The 18,390-nt window shown below is 52.9% G+C and carries 1 protein-coding gene and 2 pseudogenes; all 3 read right to left on the reverse strand.

What is annotated here, in order from left to right; all coding sequences use genetic code 11:
• A partial coding sequence (locus ASF12_RS18665; protein ID WP_327204933.1) for a condensation domain-containing protein occupies nt 1-2,447 on the reverse strand: 2,447 nt, incomplete at its 3' end.
• Between the two features lie 83 nt (nt 2,448-2,530).
• Nucleotides 2,531-4,008, reverse strand: a pseudogene (locus ASF12_RS35765) (non-ribosomal peptide synthetase); the annotation flags it as partial.
• Between the two features lie 115 nt (nt 4,009-4,123).
• A pseudogene (locus ASF12_RS18675) lies at nt 4,124-17,958 on the reverse strand (amino acid adenylation domain-containing protein); the annotation flags it as partial.
• Between the last annotated feature and the right edge of the window lie 432 nt (nt 17,959-18,390).

An 18,390-nucleotide genomic window follows, 5' to 3' on the forward strand; every position in this document is an offset into this window, starting at 1 on the left:
TTTGATCCGTATAAGGGAACAAGCAGAAGATTATTCAGCGGCAARCACCAGCCGTCCATCACAATATGATGGAAGCTCCAGACCAGCTCGTGCGTATGCTTCCCTGTGCGGAACACCGCCACTCGCATCAGGCTCTCCGCTTCCACATCAAAGCCCTGCCTCCGRTCCGCCGTCCGCCACTGCGCCACGYCAGCTTCCTGCTCGGTGACGGGTTTCAGCGACAGATCGGCATACGCGAGCTGAAACGGCCGGTGGCGGTACACGACTTGCAGCGGCTCTTTTCTCCACCCGCTGTCGATGCTCGTCCGCAGCACCGCATGCCGCTGAACGATCGTTTGCCAGCTTCGCTCAAACGCTGCCACATCCAATTCACCTTGCAGCGTTAGCTGCATCTGGTTCACATAAGCCCCCGCTTGCGGGTCCAGGCGGCTGTGGAACAACATGCCCTGCTGCATCGGCGTCAGCGCGTACACCTCCTCCAGCTCTCCGATGGCGGCGCTCCGCTGCACCAACGCATCCAGCTCTTCCTGTGTCAGATCAGGCAGCCCCACATCGCTTGGCGTCAGTTCCGTCCGCTCCTGAGCCATACAATGCGCGATCACCTCCTCCAAGCTCTGCTTTAACCGCTGCGCGAATTGCTCCACCGTCGCTGGACGGTACTGCGCGGCGCTGTAGCTAACGGTCAGGCGCAACGTTCCCTCCGCGATCATCCCGTTGCATTCCAGCASCGCRGCTCGTTGCCTTCTACTGCTGATCGCCTCTCCCGAGGAGAGCGGGGATAGCTCAAGCGCGCTGCGCTCCAAATCCTGATCAAACTGGCCCAAGTAATTGAAGGAAATGCTTCTACTGCTGATCGCCTCTCCCGAGGAGAGCGGGGATAGCTCAAGCGCGCTGCGCTCCAAATCCTGATCAAACTGGCCCAAGTAATTGAAGGAAATATCCGGGTCACACGACCAGTCCTCCCCTTCCACCTGCTTGGACCCATACCGCAGGAGGCCGTAGCCGACCCCTTTGTCCGGGATCGCTCGCAGCGTTTCCTTCACTCGCTTGATCTGCTGCGACAAGGTCATCTCTGGCTTCATCTCCAGCACTACCGGGTATGCGCTCGTGAACCAGCCGACTGTCCGGCTGACATCTACATCCGTGAGGATCGTTTCCCTGCCATGTCCTTCCAGCATGATCCCTACACGCGCCATACCGCTCCACGCCTGAACCGCCATCGCCAGGGCAGTTAACAGCAAGTCATTAATCTCCGTTCCGTAGGCTCGGTGCGCTTCTTTCAGCAGTTGCTGCGTCTGGACTTGTGACCATTCCACGGCCAGCGTTTGGCTAGCTGCTAGCGTTGAAGCTCCTAAAGCTTCTGAGGCTTCTGAGGCTCCTGAGTCGTAATCCTTGGGCAGCGGCGGAACCGCCATCTCTACGATCCGCTTCCAGTACGCACGCTGCGCCTCCATTGCCGGACTTCCTGCATAAGCGCTCCATTGCTGCGCCCACGTCTGGAACGCGTCCGTTTTCTGCGGCAGCCGGATGTCTTTCCCTTGTACCGCCTGCTCGTAAGCAGTGGAAAAATCTTCAAACAGGATTCGCCAAGATACCCCGTCCACGACCCAGTGATGAATGACGAGGAGCAAATGATCCCCATCCCCACCTTGGAACAAGCCCAGCCGCATGAGCGGGCCGGTCGCTAGCGAAATGCTGCCTTGCAGCTCAGCGGCAGCGGCTTCGAAGCCCAGCCGCATGAGCGGGCCGGTCGCTAGCGAAATGCTGCCTTGCAGCTCAGCGGCAGCGGCTTCGACCTTTTCGCTCCATCCGGGCTCACCCCGAAAATCGAAAACGTCCAACCTGTAAAGCTCACCGTCCGCCACCTTCCGGTTCCAAGCGACATAGCTGCCGTCCTCGGCCTGCGTCAGCGTCATCCGCAGCGCGTCATGATGGGTGGCGAGGTGCTGCATCGCCACGCTCAGCGCCACGCGGTCAAACCGCTCTTCCCGATACAGCATGACCGCCTGGTTGAAATGATGCAGGTCGACGGGATCACGTTCCACCAGCCAGTGCTGAATCGGCGTCAGCGGCACCGCCCCGTGTACCTCCCCTTGTTCCGCCGTACGGGTAACCGCCGTCAGATGGGTGCTTAGCTGCGCCACCACCGGATAGCGGAATAACATCTTCATTTCCATCTTGTACCCGACTTGCAGCAGCCGGGAAGCGACTTGAATCGCTTTGATCGAGTCGCCGCCCAGATCGAAGAAATGGTCATGGATGCTGACCTCGGGCACACCGAGCACCTGCTGCCACACCGTCACCAGCGCGTGCTCCATCGCTGTGCGAGGCGGAGCATACGGGAGGAGCGAGGCCTGTGCCTCTGGCATCGGCAGCGCCTGACGGTCCACTTTGCCGTTGGCCGTGAGCGGCAGGCTCTCCAGCTGTACAAAGGAGGCCGGCACCATATAGGCGGGCAAGGAAGCCGACAGCAAGCTGCGCAGCCTCGGAATCTCCAGCTCGCTGCCTACGACGTAGGCGCACAGCTGANAAGGAGGCCGGCACCATATAGGCGGGCAAGGAAGCCGACAGCAAGCTGCGCAGCCTCGGAATCTCCAGCTCGCTGCCTACGACGTAGGCGCACAGCTGATGGCTGCCCCCCGCATCCGGCAGCGCCTGCACGATGACCTCGCGAACCCCTGTCCCCCGCAGCAGCACCGCCTCAATCTCGCTGAGCTCGATGCGGTAACCGCGAATTTTCACCTGTTCATCCCTTCGTCCCACATACGTCAAGGAACCATCCGCCTGCCAGCGAACCAAGTCCCCCGTACGGTACATTCGCTCCCCTGGCTCAAACGGGTTCGTCACAAATTTTTCCAAAGTCAGATCCGCTCTATCCCAATATCCTCGGGCTAGACCGACTCCGCTTATGCACAGTTCACCTGGCACGCCAATCGGCTGGAGTTGCCCATCCGCTGCGAGTACATACACCTTCGTTTTGCCAATCGCTTTGCCAAGTCCATGTTCCTGCCAGACACCAGTGATAGGCAAAGCGGTTGTTACTACGCTGTTTTCCGTCGGTCCGTACTCGCTAACAAATGAAATTTTGGGATAATTCAGTATTTTTTCAATGAGCGTCCCGCTGAGCTTTTCACCACCAATCACCACACTGCGCACAGTTGCTAGTTGGGCTGGCTTCAACATATCCAGCAGGACTGCAAACATCCCTGTCGTAAATTGAGCGTGCGTAATCGAGTGCTCCACTAGCGCCTTCGCAATGGCTCCCGGATCTTTCAGTTCTTCATCTCGAATCAATACGACGGTTGCTCCTGTAATAAGAGGTGCGAAGAAGTGCGAGATGAATGCATCAAACACATACGGGCTTGCATGAAGTACCTTTCCCTGATCAAAATGGTAGGTTGCAGCTTTCCATTGAAGCGTATGAACGATGCTGCGATGTTCCACCATAACGCCTTTAGGCTGGCCTGTCGTGCCGGATGTATAAATGACATACGCTAAATTTTCGGGCTTTGCATTGTTTAAGAGATTTCCTGACATCTCGGCATCGATGCGGGCGTCATCCAATAGCAATACGGGGCACGGCGCTTCCTGCACAGAATCAGACAACAATAGCAATGCACCGCTGTTCTTCAAAAGGAACTGCATACGTTCCACAGGATCTTCCAAAGAAAGAGGCAGATAAACAGAGCCTGCCTTAAGCACCCCGAGCAAGGCGACGGCCATCTCTACGGAACGTCTGCACTGAACCGCAACAATACGTTCTGGTCCTGCACCGTAGCCCTGTATCATTCTGGCAAGTCGATTTGCCCGCTCGTTCAGCTCTTGGTAGGTCAAGGCCTCATCCCCGCAAACGACGGCGACACGTTCCGGTGTCTTCGCCGCTTGCTCCTCAAACAGCGCATGCAGCGTCGATGGCTGCTCAAGCAGCGCTTCTGCCCCTGTATCGTTAAAGTGCACCAGCAACTGCTCCCGCTGCCCTACCGTCAGCAAGTCCATGCTTCCCAGCATTGTATGCGAATCGCGGGTCACTTGACGCAGCAGCTCCGTAAAATGACCCACCCAGCGCTCTATTGTGGCCTGCTCGAACAGCCTACTCCATTGTCACTGATTGTAATGGTTACTNTGACGCAGCAGCTCCGTAAAATGACCCACCCAGCGCTCTATTGTGGCCTGCTCGAACAGCTTCACCGCGTATTCCAGCGTGCAACGCATGCCCTGCTCCTCTTCACTCACCGACAGCGTCAGATCGAATTTCGCCGCTCCGCTTTCTATCGGGTACGGCGTCCATTGCAGATCCGCCAGCTCCAGCTCCGACTGCTCCGTGTTTTGCAACACCAGCATCGCATCAAAAAGCGGATTGCGGCTCAAATCCCGCTGCCTGACTACCTGCTCCACCAGCTCCTCGAACGGATAGTCCCCATGTTCGAAGGCGCTTAGCGCCGTCTGCTTCACTTCCTGCAAGTAGGCAGAGAACGGTTTTTCACCCGACGGGCTCAGCCGCAGCGCCAGCGTGTTCACGAACATCCCCAGCATGCCCTGCAAGTCAGCATGCGAACGTCCCGCAATCGGCGTGCCAACGATCAGCTCCTCCTGACCGCTTAACCGGCCAAGCAACACGCTGTACGCCGCCAGCAGCACCATATACACCGTCGCCCCGCTCGTACGGGCCAGYTCCCGCAGCGCTGCTGACAGCTCGCTGTCCAGCTCGAATTCTACGCGTGCTCCCTCGAAGCTCCGCACCGMCGGWAGCGGATAATCGAGCGGCAGGCTCAGCACTGGCAGCTCCCCGGCGAACTGCTTCAGCCAGTAGCGCTCCATCTCCCGATAAGACGCGCTTTCCCGGTAGCTTTGCTGCCAGACCGCATAATCTTTATACTGCAAACGCAGCGGCTTCAGTTCTTCTCCTCCGTACAGCTTCGTAAACTCCTGCACAAATATACTCATCGACGTGCCGTCGGAAATAATATGATGCATATCGAACAATAGCAAATGATTCGCTTCGCCCATACGCACCACCGTCGTCCGCAGCAGCGGCGCTTCGCTGAGGTCAAACGGACGAAGGAAGGTACGAACGCGCTCCTGTGCTTCCTCCTCCGTCGCCTCCTCGTAAGTTACCGCGAACACGGGAGACGCCGCAATACGCTGCATCGGCTCCCCGTCAACTACTGCAAATCCTGTCCGCAGCGATTCGTGGCGGGCCACCAGCGCTTGCAGCGCCCTTTCCAGCCGCTGACGATCCAGCGGTCCCGACAGACGCAGAGCGGCTGGCATGTTATAACTAAGCTCCGCTCCCTCTAACTGCTGTAAAATGTACAGGCGCTTTTGCGCTGAGGACAGCGGATACGCCTCCTGAGCCTTCACAGGCACCAGCGCTTCAAATTCGCGCTCGTCGGCTGTTTCTAGTACAGCCGCCAGGCCTTCGACCGTAGGCGAAAGGAATAACTGCCGCAGGGGAACCTCGGTCTCCAATACCTGATGAATGCGCGATACGAGCGTCATCGCTCGGAGCGAATGGCCGCCAAGCTCGAAGAAGTTGTCGCGAATGCCGACGCGCTCAAGCCCCAGCACCTCCTGCCACAGCAGAGCCAGCTTTGTTTCTACTTGCGTCCGTGGCGAGACGTAATCGCCTTCCGCCAATCTTTCCGTCGGCTTCGGCAGCGCTCTAAGGTCAATTTTTCCGTTACGCGTAACCGGCAGCTCTGCAAGCTGCACGAAATAGGCCGGTATCATATATTCCGGCAAGATCGTTCTAAGCGCTGCATGCAGCTCAGCAAAGGTATATTCACGCTCACCTGCCACATAAGCGCACAGCTCATTGCTGCCGCGTTCATCTTGCAGTGCAATTACAGCTGCCTCTCGAATCCCGTCCAACTCCAGCAGCTTGGTTTCGATCTCGCCCGGTTCGATTCGGTATCCTCTAATTTTAACCTGATGGTCGATACGGCCTAAATACTCAATGCTTCCGTCGGCCAACCAGCGGGCCTTATCCCCCGTTCGGTACATCCGGGTTCCGGGTGACCAGGGATTAGAAAGGAACTTCTCACTTGTCAAATCAGGCTGATGCAGGTAACCTCTGCCGACACAAGCTCCCCCAATATACAGCTCGCCAGCTACGTTGATCGGTTGCAGCTGCCCCAGAGAATCGACAATATAAACAGACGAATTGCTAATCGGTCTACCAATCGGAGGCAGCGCAACCATCGGCTCTTTCGGTATTATCGTATACGTCGTAGCCACATGCGTCTCGGAAGGACCGTAATGATTGTGCAGCGTTACGCCCTGCTCTCGCAAAAATTGCTGTAGTGTATGACCAACAATTAGCGCCTCTCCCGCTGTAATCAAATGCTTCACGCACTTCGGCCATACCGATTCATAAGTCGGATCGTTCCAGACGAATTTGACAAACGACGAAGGCAGAAGCAAGGTCTGAATGCCTCGATCCTCCACATAACGGAAAAGCGCAGTTGCATTTTGGCGCATCTCCTCCTCGATCAAGTGCAGCGTTCCTCCGGCAAGCAAAGTCGAGAAAATTTCTTGATAGCTCACATCAAAGCTATACGAAGCATACTGCAACACATCCTTGTCAAACGGAATATAAGTATGCTCATATTGATGCATAATCAAGTTGATGAGGTTGCCGTGTTCAAGCATGACACCTTTCGGATTGCCTGTCGTACCCGATGTATAGATGACGTAGAGCAACCGGCTGCTTTCGGTCGCTGCCGGACTTTGAAGCTGCTCATGTGAAACCTCAATTGTATCGCTGAAGCTTATTGTCGCAAGAAGCTGCTCGATGATTCTCGTTTTGCTGCGATGGACAAGGCGATCATGCGTTTGGGCGGAATCCGAATCCACCAGTAGGCAAGAGACTTTAGAATCTTCCAGTATGAACGAAATTCGTTCCTCAGGGTAGGAAGGATCAAGCGGAAGGAAGGCCGCTCCCGTTTTCAAAATGCCAAGCAAACCGATAATCATTTTGGGAGAACGCTGAGCCATTAGCCCTACAATGCTTCCGTCTCCGATCTGCTCTTGTCGCAGAGCAGCAGCCATTTGATCCGATAAACGGTCAAGTTCCCCGTAAGTAAGCATGGTATCGCCAAATACGAGCGCAGCCGCTTCCGGTGTTTTCTCCGCCTGCTTATGGAATAACTGATGCACATTTGTGTCTTCGAGCTTCTTCACAGGCCCGTCCATCCACCGATGCAGAGTCATCAAATCTTGTTCATTAAGCAAGTTCGCCTTGCCGAGCATGACGTCCGGCTCAGCCACGGTATGCCGAAGCAATGCGATAAAATGATCTTTCCAACGTTCAATGGTACTCGCCTCAAACAGCGATGTTGCATACTCCAAGCTGCCGTGCAACTCATCTGCGGACTCGTTGACAAACAAAGACAAATCAAATTTTGCCGTCGGGTTTTCCATCGGGACAGGAATGATCTCGACATCTGACATATGCAGAACAGATCGTTTCATATTTTGCAGAGCGAACATCGCATCAAAGACCGGATTCCGGCTCACATCCCGGTGTTGAACGACTTGATCGACAATTTCCTCAAACGGGTAGTCCGCATGTTCAAACGCCGCCAAAGAAATTTGCTTGATTTCCTCCAAGTAGTCCCTGAATGTTTTGTCTACAGACGGCATTGATCTAATCGCTAACGTGTTCACGAACATCCCCATCATATCGGACAGGTCGACATGAGGACGACCGGCAATCGGCGTGCCCACGATAATGTCATCTTGACCTGAAATTTTCGCTAGGAACACGTTGTAAGCAGCAAGCAATACCATAAATAAAGTAGTCCCTGTGTCTTGCGCCAGTTGTTTTACATGGGTGCTCAATTTTGCATCTATGACAAAATCCAGCCGACTTCCCGCAAAGCTCTTTATAGCTGGACGGGGGAAATCCGACGGCAAATGAAGAATCGGGACATCACCGCCAAGCTGCTGCACCCAATATTCTTTTTGCTTGACATACGTTTCCGAGTGTTTGTTAGCTGCAAGCCATACCGCATAATCCTTGTAATGAAGGGATAACGGCTCTAAACGTTTGCCAGCGTACAGCCTTGTCATCTCCTCGATGAAAAGACTTATTGAAGTCCCATCGGAGATAATGTGATGCATATCAAACAGCAGCAGATGCTGCGTATCGGTCAGCTTCGTCAACTGAATGCGCAGCAGCGGAGCCAGGCCCAAATCGAAAGGACGCATAAACGCCCGAATCATTTCTTCTATTGGTCTGTCTCCCGCTTCCCGGTAAGACAAATTGAAATCAACCTCTGCGCTAATTTTTTGAACTGGCTCGCCATCAAGCATCTCAAAACTGGTCCGCAGCACTTCGTGGCGGGCGATAAGCTCCCTAAAAGCGCGTTCCAGTTGGGCAAACTCCACCCGTCCATTGAATAGCAGGGCCGCAGGCATGTTATAGCTCATTTCCGCACCTTCAAGCTGGTGCAGCACGTACATCCGCTTTTGCGCGGAAGACAGCGGATAGTAGTCAAGCGGAGCGGAAGGCTGCAAACCCTCAAACAGGTCTTTCGCTCCCTGCTCTACTCTGAGCGCCAGCGCTTCAAGAGTCGAAAAACGGAATATGTCACGAATCTCCACTCGCACATTCATCACTTGATGGATGTGCGAGGCCAGCGACATCGCGCTTAGCGAGTGCCCTCCCCGTGCAAAAAAGTTATCTCGCGCTCCCACTTGCGACGTCTGCAATACATCCTCCCAAATTGCCGCTAGTTGAGCTTCCGTCGTTGTACGAGGAGCCACATATGGCGCAGTTGCCGCTGCATCGTATGCAGGCGCAGGCAATGCCGATCGATCCAGCTTCCCATTTCTCGTAAGCGGCAGTTCCGTAAGCCGGATGTAATACTCAGGAACCATATATACAGGCAGGGCTGTGCTCATCATATATCTCAATTTTGAAGGATCTAACACACCGTCGCTAACATAATAAGCGCAAAGCACTTCGTTTCCAGGTGTATCTTTCCGAATGACGACTGACGCTTGACGAATATCGGCGTGCACCAGCAGATGCGCTTCAATTTCGCCCAGTTCAATCCGGTATCCCCGAATTTTGACCTGCTGATCGATTCGGCCCATATATTCGAGGTTGCCATCAGGTAGCCAGCGCGCCAAATCCCCTGTTGCATACATGGTTTTACCTTCAATAAACGGATCAGACTTGAATTTTTCCTTCGTAAGCTCAGGCTGGTTCCAGTAGCCTTTGGCTACACCGGCACCTCCGAGGTGCAGCTCTCCCGGTACGCCAACGGGAAGCATCTGACCGCCAGCGCCCAGCACGTAGGCTGTCGTTCCGCCAATCGACCGTCCGATCGGAATGCTCGTCATCCCGATCGTCTCACTGAGAAGGAAGGCAGTCGAAAACGTAGTGTTCTCCGTCGGCCCGTATCCGTTCCATATCGTGATGGACGGGCTAGCCTTCTGAACAGCGTGAACAGGCTTCGGCAGCAATATTTCTCCACCCATGATCAAATGCTGAAGCCCAGCAAACATTCCCGCATCCTCATTGGCCAAGTGGTGAAATAGCGATGTTGTCAAAAACATGACCGTAATGCCGTTTGCTGCAATAAAATGTCCTAATCGTCTCGCGCTCAGCAGCACGTCTTTTTCTACCGGGTACAGCGCTCCGCCATGAAGCAGCGCGCCAAAAATTTCAAATGTTGCCGCATCAAAGCTGACCGAGCCGGTCTGCGCATAACGATGATCGCTATGAAACGGCACATACCCGCCTCCTGTCACCAGGTTGACGACATTGCCGTGTGTGACCAGCACGCCTTTTGGACTGCCTGTTGTGCCAGAGGTGTACATAATATAGGCAGGATCATCGCTGCGGGTTTTACGGATCGTGCGCAATTCCCCGTTGTCCTCCAGACCTTCCTCCAGAAGCATATCAGCATCAAGCCTGATTACCGCCCCCTCATACCGTTCCGGCACGCGCAAATCGCCAACAACGAGCAAGCAATCCGCACCGCAATCGTTCAATATATACATGTGACGGTCATCTGGTGCCTCCGGGTCCAAAGGTACGTAAGCGCCGCCCGCCTGCAAAATGCCCATGACTGCAACAACAAACTCGATGGAACGCTCAGCCAAAATGCCAACAGCCGCTTGAGGCAGCAGCCCTTTTCTAAATAGCTTCCCGGCTACAGCTCCGGACTGGCGCTGCAACGCCTCGTACGTAAGCTGCCGCTCGCCGCATACAACGGCCAGTCGTTCAGGATGATGATGGACGATTTCTTGAAAACGCTCTGTAATAGACACTTGCATCACAGGCGACACAGGTAGCCCGCTATAGGCCATAAGCTGTTCATGTTGCTCTTGCTCACGAAGCAACCTCGCTTCGGCAAGCCGCATATCCGGCTCAGCGACTACATGATGCAGCATGTCCGTAAAATAGCGGCACCAGCGCTCTATCGTTTCACGAGCAAACAATGCCGTGGAAAACTCCATGGAGCAGTAGTAGCCGTCCTGATGCTCGTTAACCTGAAGCGTGAGGTCAAACTTCGCCGATGTTTCGGCAAACGGATACGATTCTACGCTCAAGTCAGGTAGCGCAATGGGCAACAAATCGGTATTTTGCAGCACAAAAACGGCATCGAACAACGGATTGCGGCTCATATCCCGCTCTCTGACAACCTGATTTACAACATCCTCCAAAGGATAATCCCCATGCACTAAAGCATCCAGTGTCGTTTGCTTGATTTCCTCTAAAAATTGGGCAAAACCCTTTGGTCCTGAAGGGAATGTACGCAAAGGCAGCATATTAACAAACATCCCCATCATGGATGACAAATCTGCATGCGGACGTCCAGCAACAGGGGAACCAATGATGATCTCATCCTGGTTGGACAGCCGCGACAGGAACGTGCTGTACGCCGCCAGCAGCACCATGTACACAGTGGCCCCTTTATCCAGCGCGAGCTTTTGTACCGCCTCCGACAACGCATTGTCTAGCTTGAAATCGACTCGGTCCCCCGCAAAACTGCGCAATACCGGACGTGTGTAATCGGCAGGAAGATGCAGCACAGGCAATTTTCCGCCCAAATGCTGGAGCCAGTAGCCCTCTTGCTCCAGATACACGGCACTTTGGGCGTATTTCTGCTGCCATACGGCATAATCTTTGTACTGCAGCCGCAGCGGTTCCAATTTTTCTCCAGCATACAGTTTCGTAAATTCTTCTACAAAAATGCTCATTGACACGCCGTCAGAGATCATATGGTTCATGTCGAGCAGCACATAGTGCAGCTGTGCTTCCACGCGCACAACCTCCACGCGAAGCAAAGGAGCCTGTCCAAGATCGAATGGCCGTACAAACTCCGCGATTACGGCATCAAGCTGCTGCTGTTCCGCCTCCCGGTAGGCTGCGGCTATCTGCACATGCTCATGCACTTGCTGTACGGGCTCGTTGTCAATGAATGCAAAGGATGTTCGCAACGCGTCATGACGCAAAATGAGCTGCTGCAAGGAGGACTCAAAGCGTAATGGGTCCAGCATGCCTTCCATCCGCAGAACGGCGGGCATGTTGTAGCTGACTTCTGCTCCTTCCATTTGTTGCAGCACGAATAGCCTTTTTTGCACGCTCGTAAGCGGATAATAGTCCATCTGCGTCGCTAGCTCCAGAGCATCGAATATTTTCATCGACCTGGATGCGATCACTTCTGTCATCGACTCAACGGTCGGGTATTGGAACAGATCCCGCAGCGTAACGTCGGCCTGAAGCTCTTTTTGCATTCGTGCAACAACAAACGTGGCCTTTAACGAATGCCCGCCTCGTTCAAAGAAATCATCCCGAATCCCGATCGGACGTACGCCCAGCACTTCCTGCCACACTTCGATCATCTTTCGTTCTGCCTCGGATCTCGGAGCCAAGTAGCTGCCATCTTTGGTCAGATTGCTGCTGTCAGGAAGTGGAAGCGCTCGGCGGTCCAATTTGCCATTGGCAGTCAGCGGCATTTGCGGTATTTGAACAAAATAAGACGGCATCATATAAGACGGCAATGCCAAGCCAAGCAGCTGTCTTAATTCCTTCACTGCGTATTCCCGCTCCGCTACAAAATAAGCGCATAAACTGGCGTTGCCCTCTGATTCCTCGATCACAGTGACGGTTACCTCATTCATTTCTGGAAGCGTTAATAGATGCGCCTCAATGTCGCCGAGTTCAATCCGGTTCCCCCGAATTTTCACTTGATGATCCATTCGTCCCAAATACTCCAACGTGCCATCGGGCAACCACCGGCCCCAATCGCCTGTTCGGTACATACGTTCGCCCTTCACGAAAGGATCAGCCGTAAACTTGGATGCCGTCAATTCCTGTTGATTCATATAGCCCCGGGCCAAGCCGGCCCCGGCAATGCAAAGCTCGCCCGGTACACCGAGCGGATTCAGCATGCCTTTTGCATTCAAAATATAAACCCGCGCATTCGGTACGGGGCGCCCAATGGTTACAGCCGTCTCTTCCGTTAGTTCCACTGCTGTCGTCACGACGGTATTTTCGGTTGGACCGTATTCATTCATCAGCTGCATATCGGGATTCATAGCCTTCAGTCGACGAATTAAAGGCAGGCCAACCGCCTCGCCGGCTACTACCGCACTTCGCACCGAGCGCCAATCCTTATGCATCATGCTTTCCAGCATGGCAGAGTAGAAGCTCGGAGGGCTTTGCAAATGGGTAATTTGATGGTTCACGATCGCTTCGCGAATGGCTGAAGCATCTTTGCTGCCTTGATCACTCAAAATAACAACGGCTGCCCCTGAGACGATAGGCCCAAAAAAGTGAGTCACAAACGAATCAAAAATAAAAGGATTCAACATCAACGCTCTATCTTGCGGGCCAAACGAATAGTGGCGTTTTTTCCACTGTATCGTGTTCGCCAAGCTGCCGTGTTCAATCATAACGCCCTTAGACTTCCCTGTAGTACCCGATGTGTAGATGACATAGGCCAAGTGTTCTGGAGCGAACGAGCGTTTTACTGCCTTCACTGGGATCTGCCGTAGCGGGTGGTCCTCAAAATATAAAACAGAAATGTCCTGATGGAGTTCCGCAACGAGCGGCTCATACGTTCTGAACGTAAGCAGCACATGAGGGCGGCTGTCCTCCAGCATATACCGGATGCGATCGATCGGAAATTCAGGATCGATCGGAAGGTAGGCACCCTCTGCTTTCAAGACCGCCATTATGCCTACCGCCATTTCTAACGAACGATGAGTCATAACAGCGACAATCGTGTTCGCTCCCAATCCCTGCCTCCGCAGCTCAGCGCCGAGCTGCTCTGCCCACTCATTGAGTTGCCGGTAGCTCAGCTCGTCCTTTTCCAAAATGACCGCCGGTTGGTCTGGAGTTTCCACAGCTTGCTGCTCAAATAACGTTAGCACCGAGGTTGCTGGGCCATAGTTTTTCTTAGTCCCGGCAAATTGGCCTAACAGCTGCTCTCTTTCCTGACCCGTTACTATATCGTATGTCCCTAGCTTCGCATCCTGGGAGCGAGCAGCCTGAACCAGCAGCTCATGGAAGCAATCGCTCCAGCGTGTTATCGTACGATGTCCAAACAAAGCGGAGTCATACTCCCAACTCAATGAGAAGCTTTCCTCCCGCTCCGTCACGGTGAGCGTCAAGTCAAACTTGGCGGCCGTATAATCCAATGCGTACGGAGTAACATGGACATTGGCCAGCTTAAACTCCTCGTGATCCGCATGCTCCACAACGAGCATCGCGTCAAAGAGCGGATTGCGACTTAGATCACGCTGCTGAACAATGCGCTGGGCCAATTCCTCAAACGGGTAATTCCCATGCTCAAACGCAGACAATGCCGTCTGCTTCACTTCTCGCAGATAGGCGGCAAACGTTTTGTCGCCTTCCGGGTACATGCGAAGCGCCAAGGTGTTGACAAACATACCTAACATGCCTGACAGATCCACGTGCTGACGCCCTGCAACAGGCGTTCCGACAACGATCTCCTCTTGCCCGCTGATTCGCGACAACAGCGCGCTGTATGCTGCTAGCAGCACCATGTATACGGTGGCACCGTTCTTGCGAGCCAGCTCCCGGACCGCTGCTGCAAGCTCGCCCCGAAGCTCGGCGTCTACTCGGTTTCCTTTAAAACTGCGTACTGCCGGGCGAGGATCGTCGGTCGGCAGCTGAAGCACAGGCACGTCCCCAGCAAACTGATCCAGCCAATAGGCTTCCTGCTTGGCGTAATCTTGTGTGTACTTGTAGGCTTGCTGCCATACAGCGTAGTCTTTATATTGCAGCTGTAACGGCTCCAGCGTTTCTCCGGCATAAGATGCAGCTAGCTCTTTGGTCAAAATTTGCACAGAAATACCATCCGAGATAATATGATGCATATCAAACAAGAGCAGATGCCGTTGCTCCCCAATACGTACAATCTTTGCCCGCAGCAGCGGAGCCATGCAAAGGTCAAACGGCCGGATGAAAGTCGAAATTTGCTCGTATGCCTCTTTTTCCTCTGCTTCCTCATAAGGAAGGGAGAAGACAACCTGCTGATGCACATGCTGAACAGGCTCTCCATCTTCAACTGTAAATGAAGTGCGCAAAGCGTCGTGCCGAGCAATAAGGACGCCCAATGTTGCCTCCATCTGCTGCTTGTCCAGCGGCCCTTCCAAATGCAAGACAGCTGGCATATTGTAGCTAAGTCCCGAAGCGTCCAATTGCTGCAGCATAAATAGCCGTTTCTGCGCAGATGACAGCGGGTAATACGGCTGATGTGGCGCAGGCATAAGCGACTCGTAAATATATTCGTTGGCTGAGCTGACCGCCTCGGTTAAATCTTTGAGCGTAACGGCCTGAAAAATGTCCCGCAAGCCGAGCTCTATCTGAAATTCCTGATGGATGCGCGTCAGCAGCGTTATGGCTTTCAGCGAATGGCCTCCAAGATCAAAGAAATTGTCTTCCAGCCCGATCCGTTCTTGACCCAGCACCTCCTGCCATAACGCGGCCATCCGCTGCTGCGCATCTGTAACTGGACGTATGTATAATTTGGAGGAAACTATTTCATCCAGTGCAGGCAAAGCTCTGCGATCCACTTTGCCGTTTGTTGTCAAAGGCAGCTTCTCCAGCTTCTTAAAGGCAGCAGGCACCATATAGTCCGGCAGCATCGAAGACAAAAATGCTCGCAGTTCGGCCGTTTCCAGCGCTGCTTCTGCTGTGTAATATGCGCAAAGCACCAGCTCTCTCTGGCGATCTGGCATGACAGCAACAACCGCCTCGCGGATGGATTCAATATCTAGCAGACGCGCTTCAATCTCGCCCGGTTCGACCCTGTAGCCCCGAATACTGAGCTGGTCGTCCAAGCGCCCGAGAAACTGCAAATTTCCGTCCGGCAGCCAGCAAGCCTGATCCCCTGTGCGATACATGCGCCCATCTTCAACGAATGGATCTTGAGCGAAACGCTCGGCCGTCAGTTCCGGCCTGTTCAGGTAGCCCCGAGCTACGCTGGCTCCGCCAATGCACAGCTCCCCTGGCACGCCGACGGGCTGTAAGGTTCCACCCTGACCTAGCACGTAAAGATTGACATGAGGAAGCGGCCGACCAATCGGTATACTTCCTTCCTGAGGCAGCATGCCCCCCATCCCCACTTCATAATAGGACGCATCAATACATGCTTCCGTTACCCCATAACTGTTGAGAATGCGCATGGCAGAGCCGAAACGCTCGTGCACCCTCTGAAAGTCTTTCGCAGGAAAGCGGTCAGAGCCCATAATTAACAAACGCAGTTGCCCCGTACTTAAATCATTCTCATATATATAATCCATCAGCGGTACAAGCAATGCTGGCGTTGATTCCAGCAGCGTAATGCCGTATTCGACGATAGCGGCATGGAGACGAGGCAAGCTGAGACGAGCCTCGTCCGAACATAAGACAAGCAGCCCTCCACTGAGCCATGCTCTGGCCAAATCGCCAGCAAACACGTCAAAAGAAAAGCTCGCCAATTGCAGGAGCCTTACCTCCATAACTTCCAGTTTATATTCATGGCCCCAAGACCTCGCTGTTTCAGCCCAACTGAGTTGATCGACCATAACCCCCTTCGGTCTGCCTGTAGTTCCAGACGTGTAGATGACATACGCAAGCTGTTCAGCAGAACAATGATGTAGTAAATTGGCCCCATCCTCGGCATAGCTTGCCTCTTGTCTCAAATCAATGACTTGGCAGTCATCAGGAATAGCCATAATGACATCATCTGCCGTAAGCAGGATACGTGCTTCACTATCCGACACCATATAGGCCAGCCGTTCAGCAGGCAGCGAATTATCCAGCGGAACGAAAGCCCCGCCTGCTTTTAATACAGCAAGAACAGCGGTCACGATGAGCGGAGATCGTGTTCCCAAAATGGCCACAGGTTCCCCTTGGCGTATGCCTTGTTGACCCAATGTTCTCGCCAACTTGTTAGCTCGCTCATTCAATTGACGGTAGGTCAGCGACGAGCCGTCAGATCCCGCAACAGCGGTACGATCTGGTGTGTTTGCAGCATGCGCCTCGAACATTTCGTGCAATAAAAGCTCTTGTTGGTGCTTAATTCGCTGTCCAAAGCTGTACGAGCTCAGTACGTCCTGCAGCTCCCAAGGAGGCAGAATGTTAAAACGTCCTATCACTTGCAAAGGATCAGATATGGCTTCTCTGATCACATGCAGCAAGCGTTGAATCAAAAGGTCAATGTCTTCGCGTGCAAACAGGTCTGTTAAATAATCGATTTGAATAGCCATTTCGCCTGTTTTTACATGTTCGCGAATGTGCACCGTCAATTCGTTATCTTGATGATCATTTCCGAGCGGCTTCGTCTCATATTGGAAAGGTGCGTCAGCGGGCAGCGCATCCCACTCCATCGGATGGTAATTGAAAAATACAGGCAGCAGCGCATCAGTAAAGCCAAATTGGTTGCGAAGCTCAGGTACAATCCGGTTAAACGGGAATTTCTGATGCCGAATCAGTTCGCTTTGCTTGCCTTTCACCTGTTTCAGGAAATCCGCGAACGACCATGAAGTATCCAGCCGCATACGGAAAGGCGTCGTGCTGACCAGCATCGCCACCATCGCTTTCTGTTCTCGTGATGTCCGATTGGCATACATCGTTCCGAGCACGATCTCCTCATCTCCGCAAATTCGCGACAAATACAGACAAAGAGCAGCCACGAACAAGTTAAATGGGGAAACTTGCTGTTCCTCACAGAAAGCATGGATAACGTCGCCTTCGGATGCAGCTATTTCATAATGTACACAGCTTGCCGAACTGCTCGCTAGCTGCCTCGCACTTTGGGAAGTATCAATCCGTGTAATTGGGGGAAGCGTGCTGAACTCTTCGTCCCAGAAGGCTTTATCTTTCAGAAAGCGGGAAGATTGCAAATATTGTTCCTCACTTTGCAGCAGCCCCGTACAAGCAGGCGCCGGTTCCATAGGAAGCTCCTCATGACAAAGCAAGGCCTTATAGCCGCTAATGATTTCATTCCCTATCAAATTGAGCGAATAGCCGTCGGCAATAATATGATGAATGCTCAAAAACAATCTGGCTTCCTGTTCTCCAGTCCGAAGCAAGGTGAACTTAAATAACGGGGAATCAAAAAGAGAGAACGGCTGACGCGACAGAAAATCGACGTTTTCCCGCCATGCTTCAGCTTCACTTTCTCTTAAATCCACAACATTAATGTCAAATGGTTTATAAAGCACAACATAGCTGAGAGGCTCCTCCCCCTCCCTATACTGCAATTGCATGCGCAAAGCTTCATGACGAATTGCAAGAGTTTGCAGCACTTCCAGAATCAAATTCTCTTGTATCGTCCCCTTGATGGTAAGCAAGCTGTTAAGTGTGGCTACCGTGGTATGGGGATTCAGCAGCTCCATATACCATATTCTTCGCTGTGCTTCTGTAAGTACGTAAACAGCGCCTTCATTTTCTTGAAGTTGCAAATTGGTTTCACTCATTGACATGGAATAACCCTTCTTTCCTTTGACATATTTATTCAATCTCTATTGGCTTGCGAAAAATTTCCTGCATTGTTTCAGACATAAGTGCGGAGGACTCTACAAAGGTACCCGACAAAAAATGCACATCATGGAGAAGAAACTCGAATCGCTGGATTATATTACCTTTTCTATACCGAAAGCCAAACTCCTCTTTATCAAAATGTAAAATTTTATTTAAATAAAAATAAATTGTAAATAAGGATTATTTTGATATCTCTACAAAATGCCTGTTCTCCGATTCCAGAAGGGAATCCCTTACAGTACCAACTCGATAACTTAGCCCAGCCTGCCCTCACCAAACTGCATGTACTAAAAAGACTACAACGAAAAGCCGGGGATCTTCATCCCCGGCTTTTCGTTACTTATTTTTCAATTAAAGTCAAAGTGTTCATTTAT

Origin of the sequence: Paenibacillus sp. Leaf72 (assembly GCF_001422685.1) — a bacterium.
GTDB lineage: Bacteria > Bacillota > Bacilli > Paenibacillales > Paenibacillaceae > Pristimantibacillus.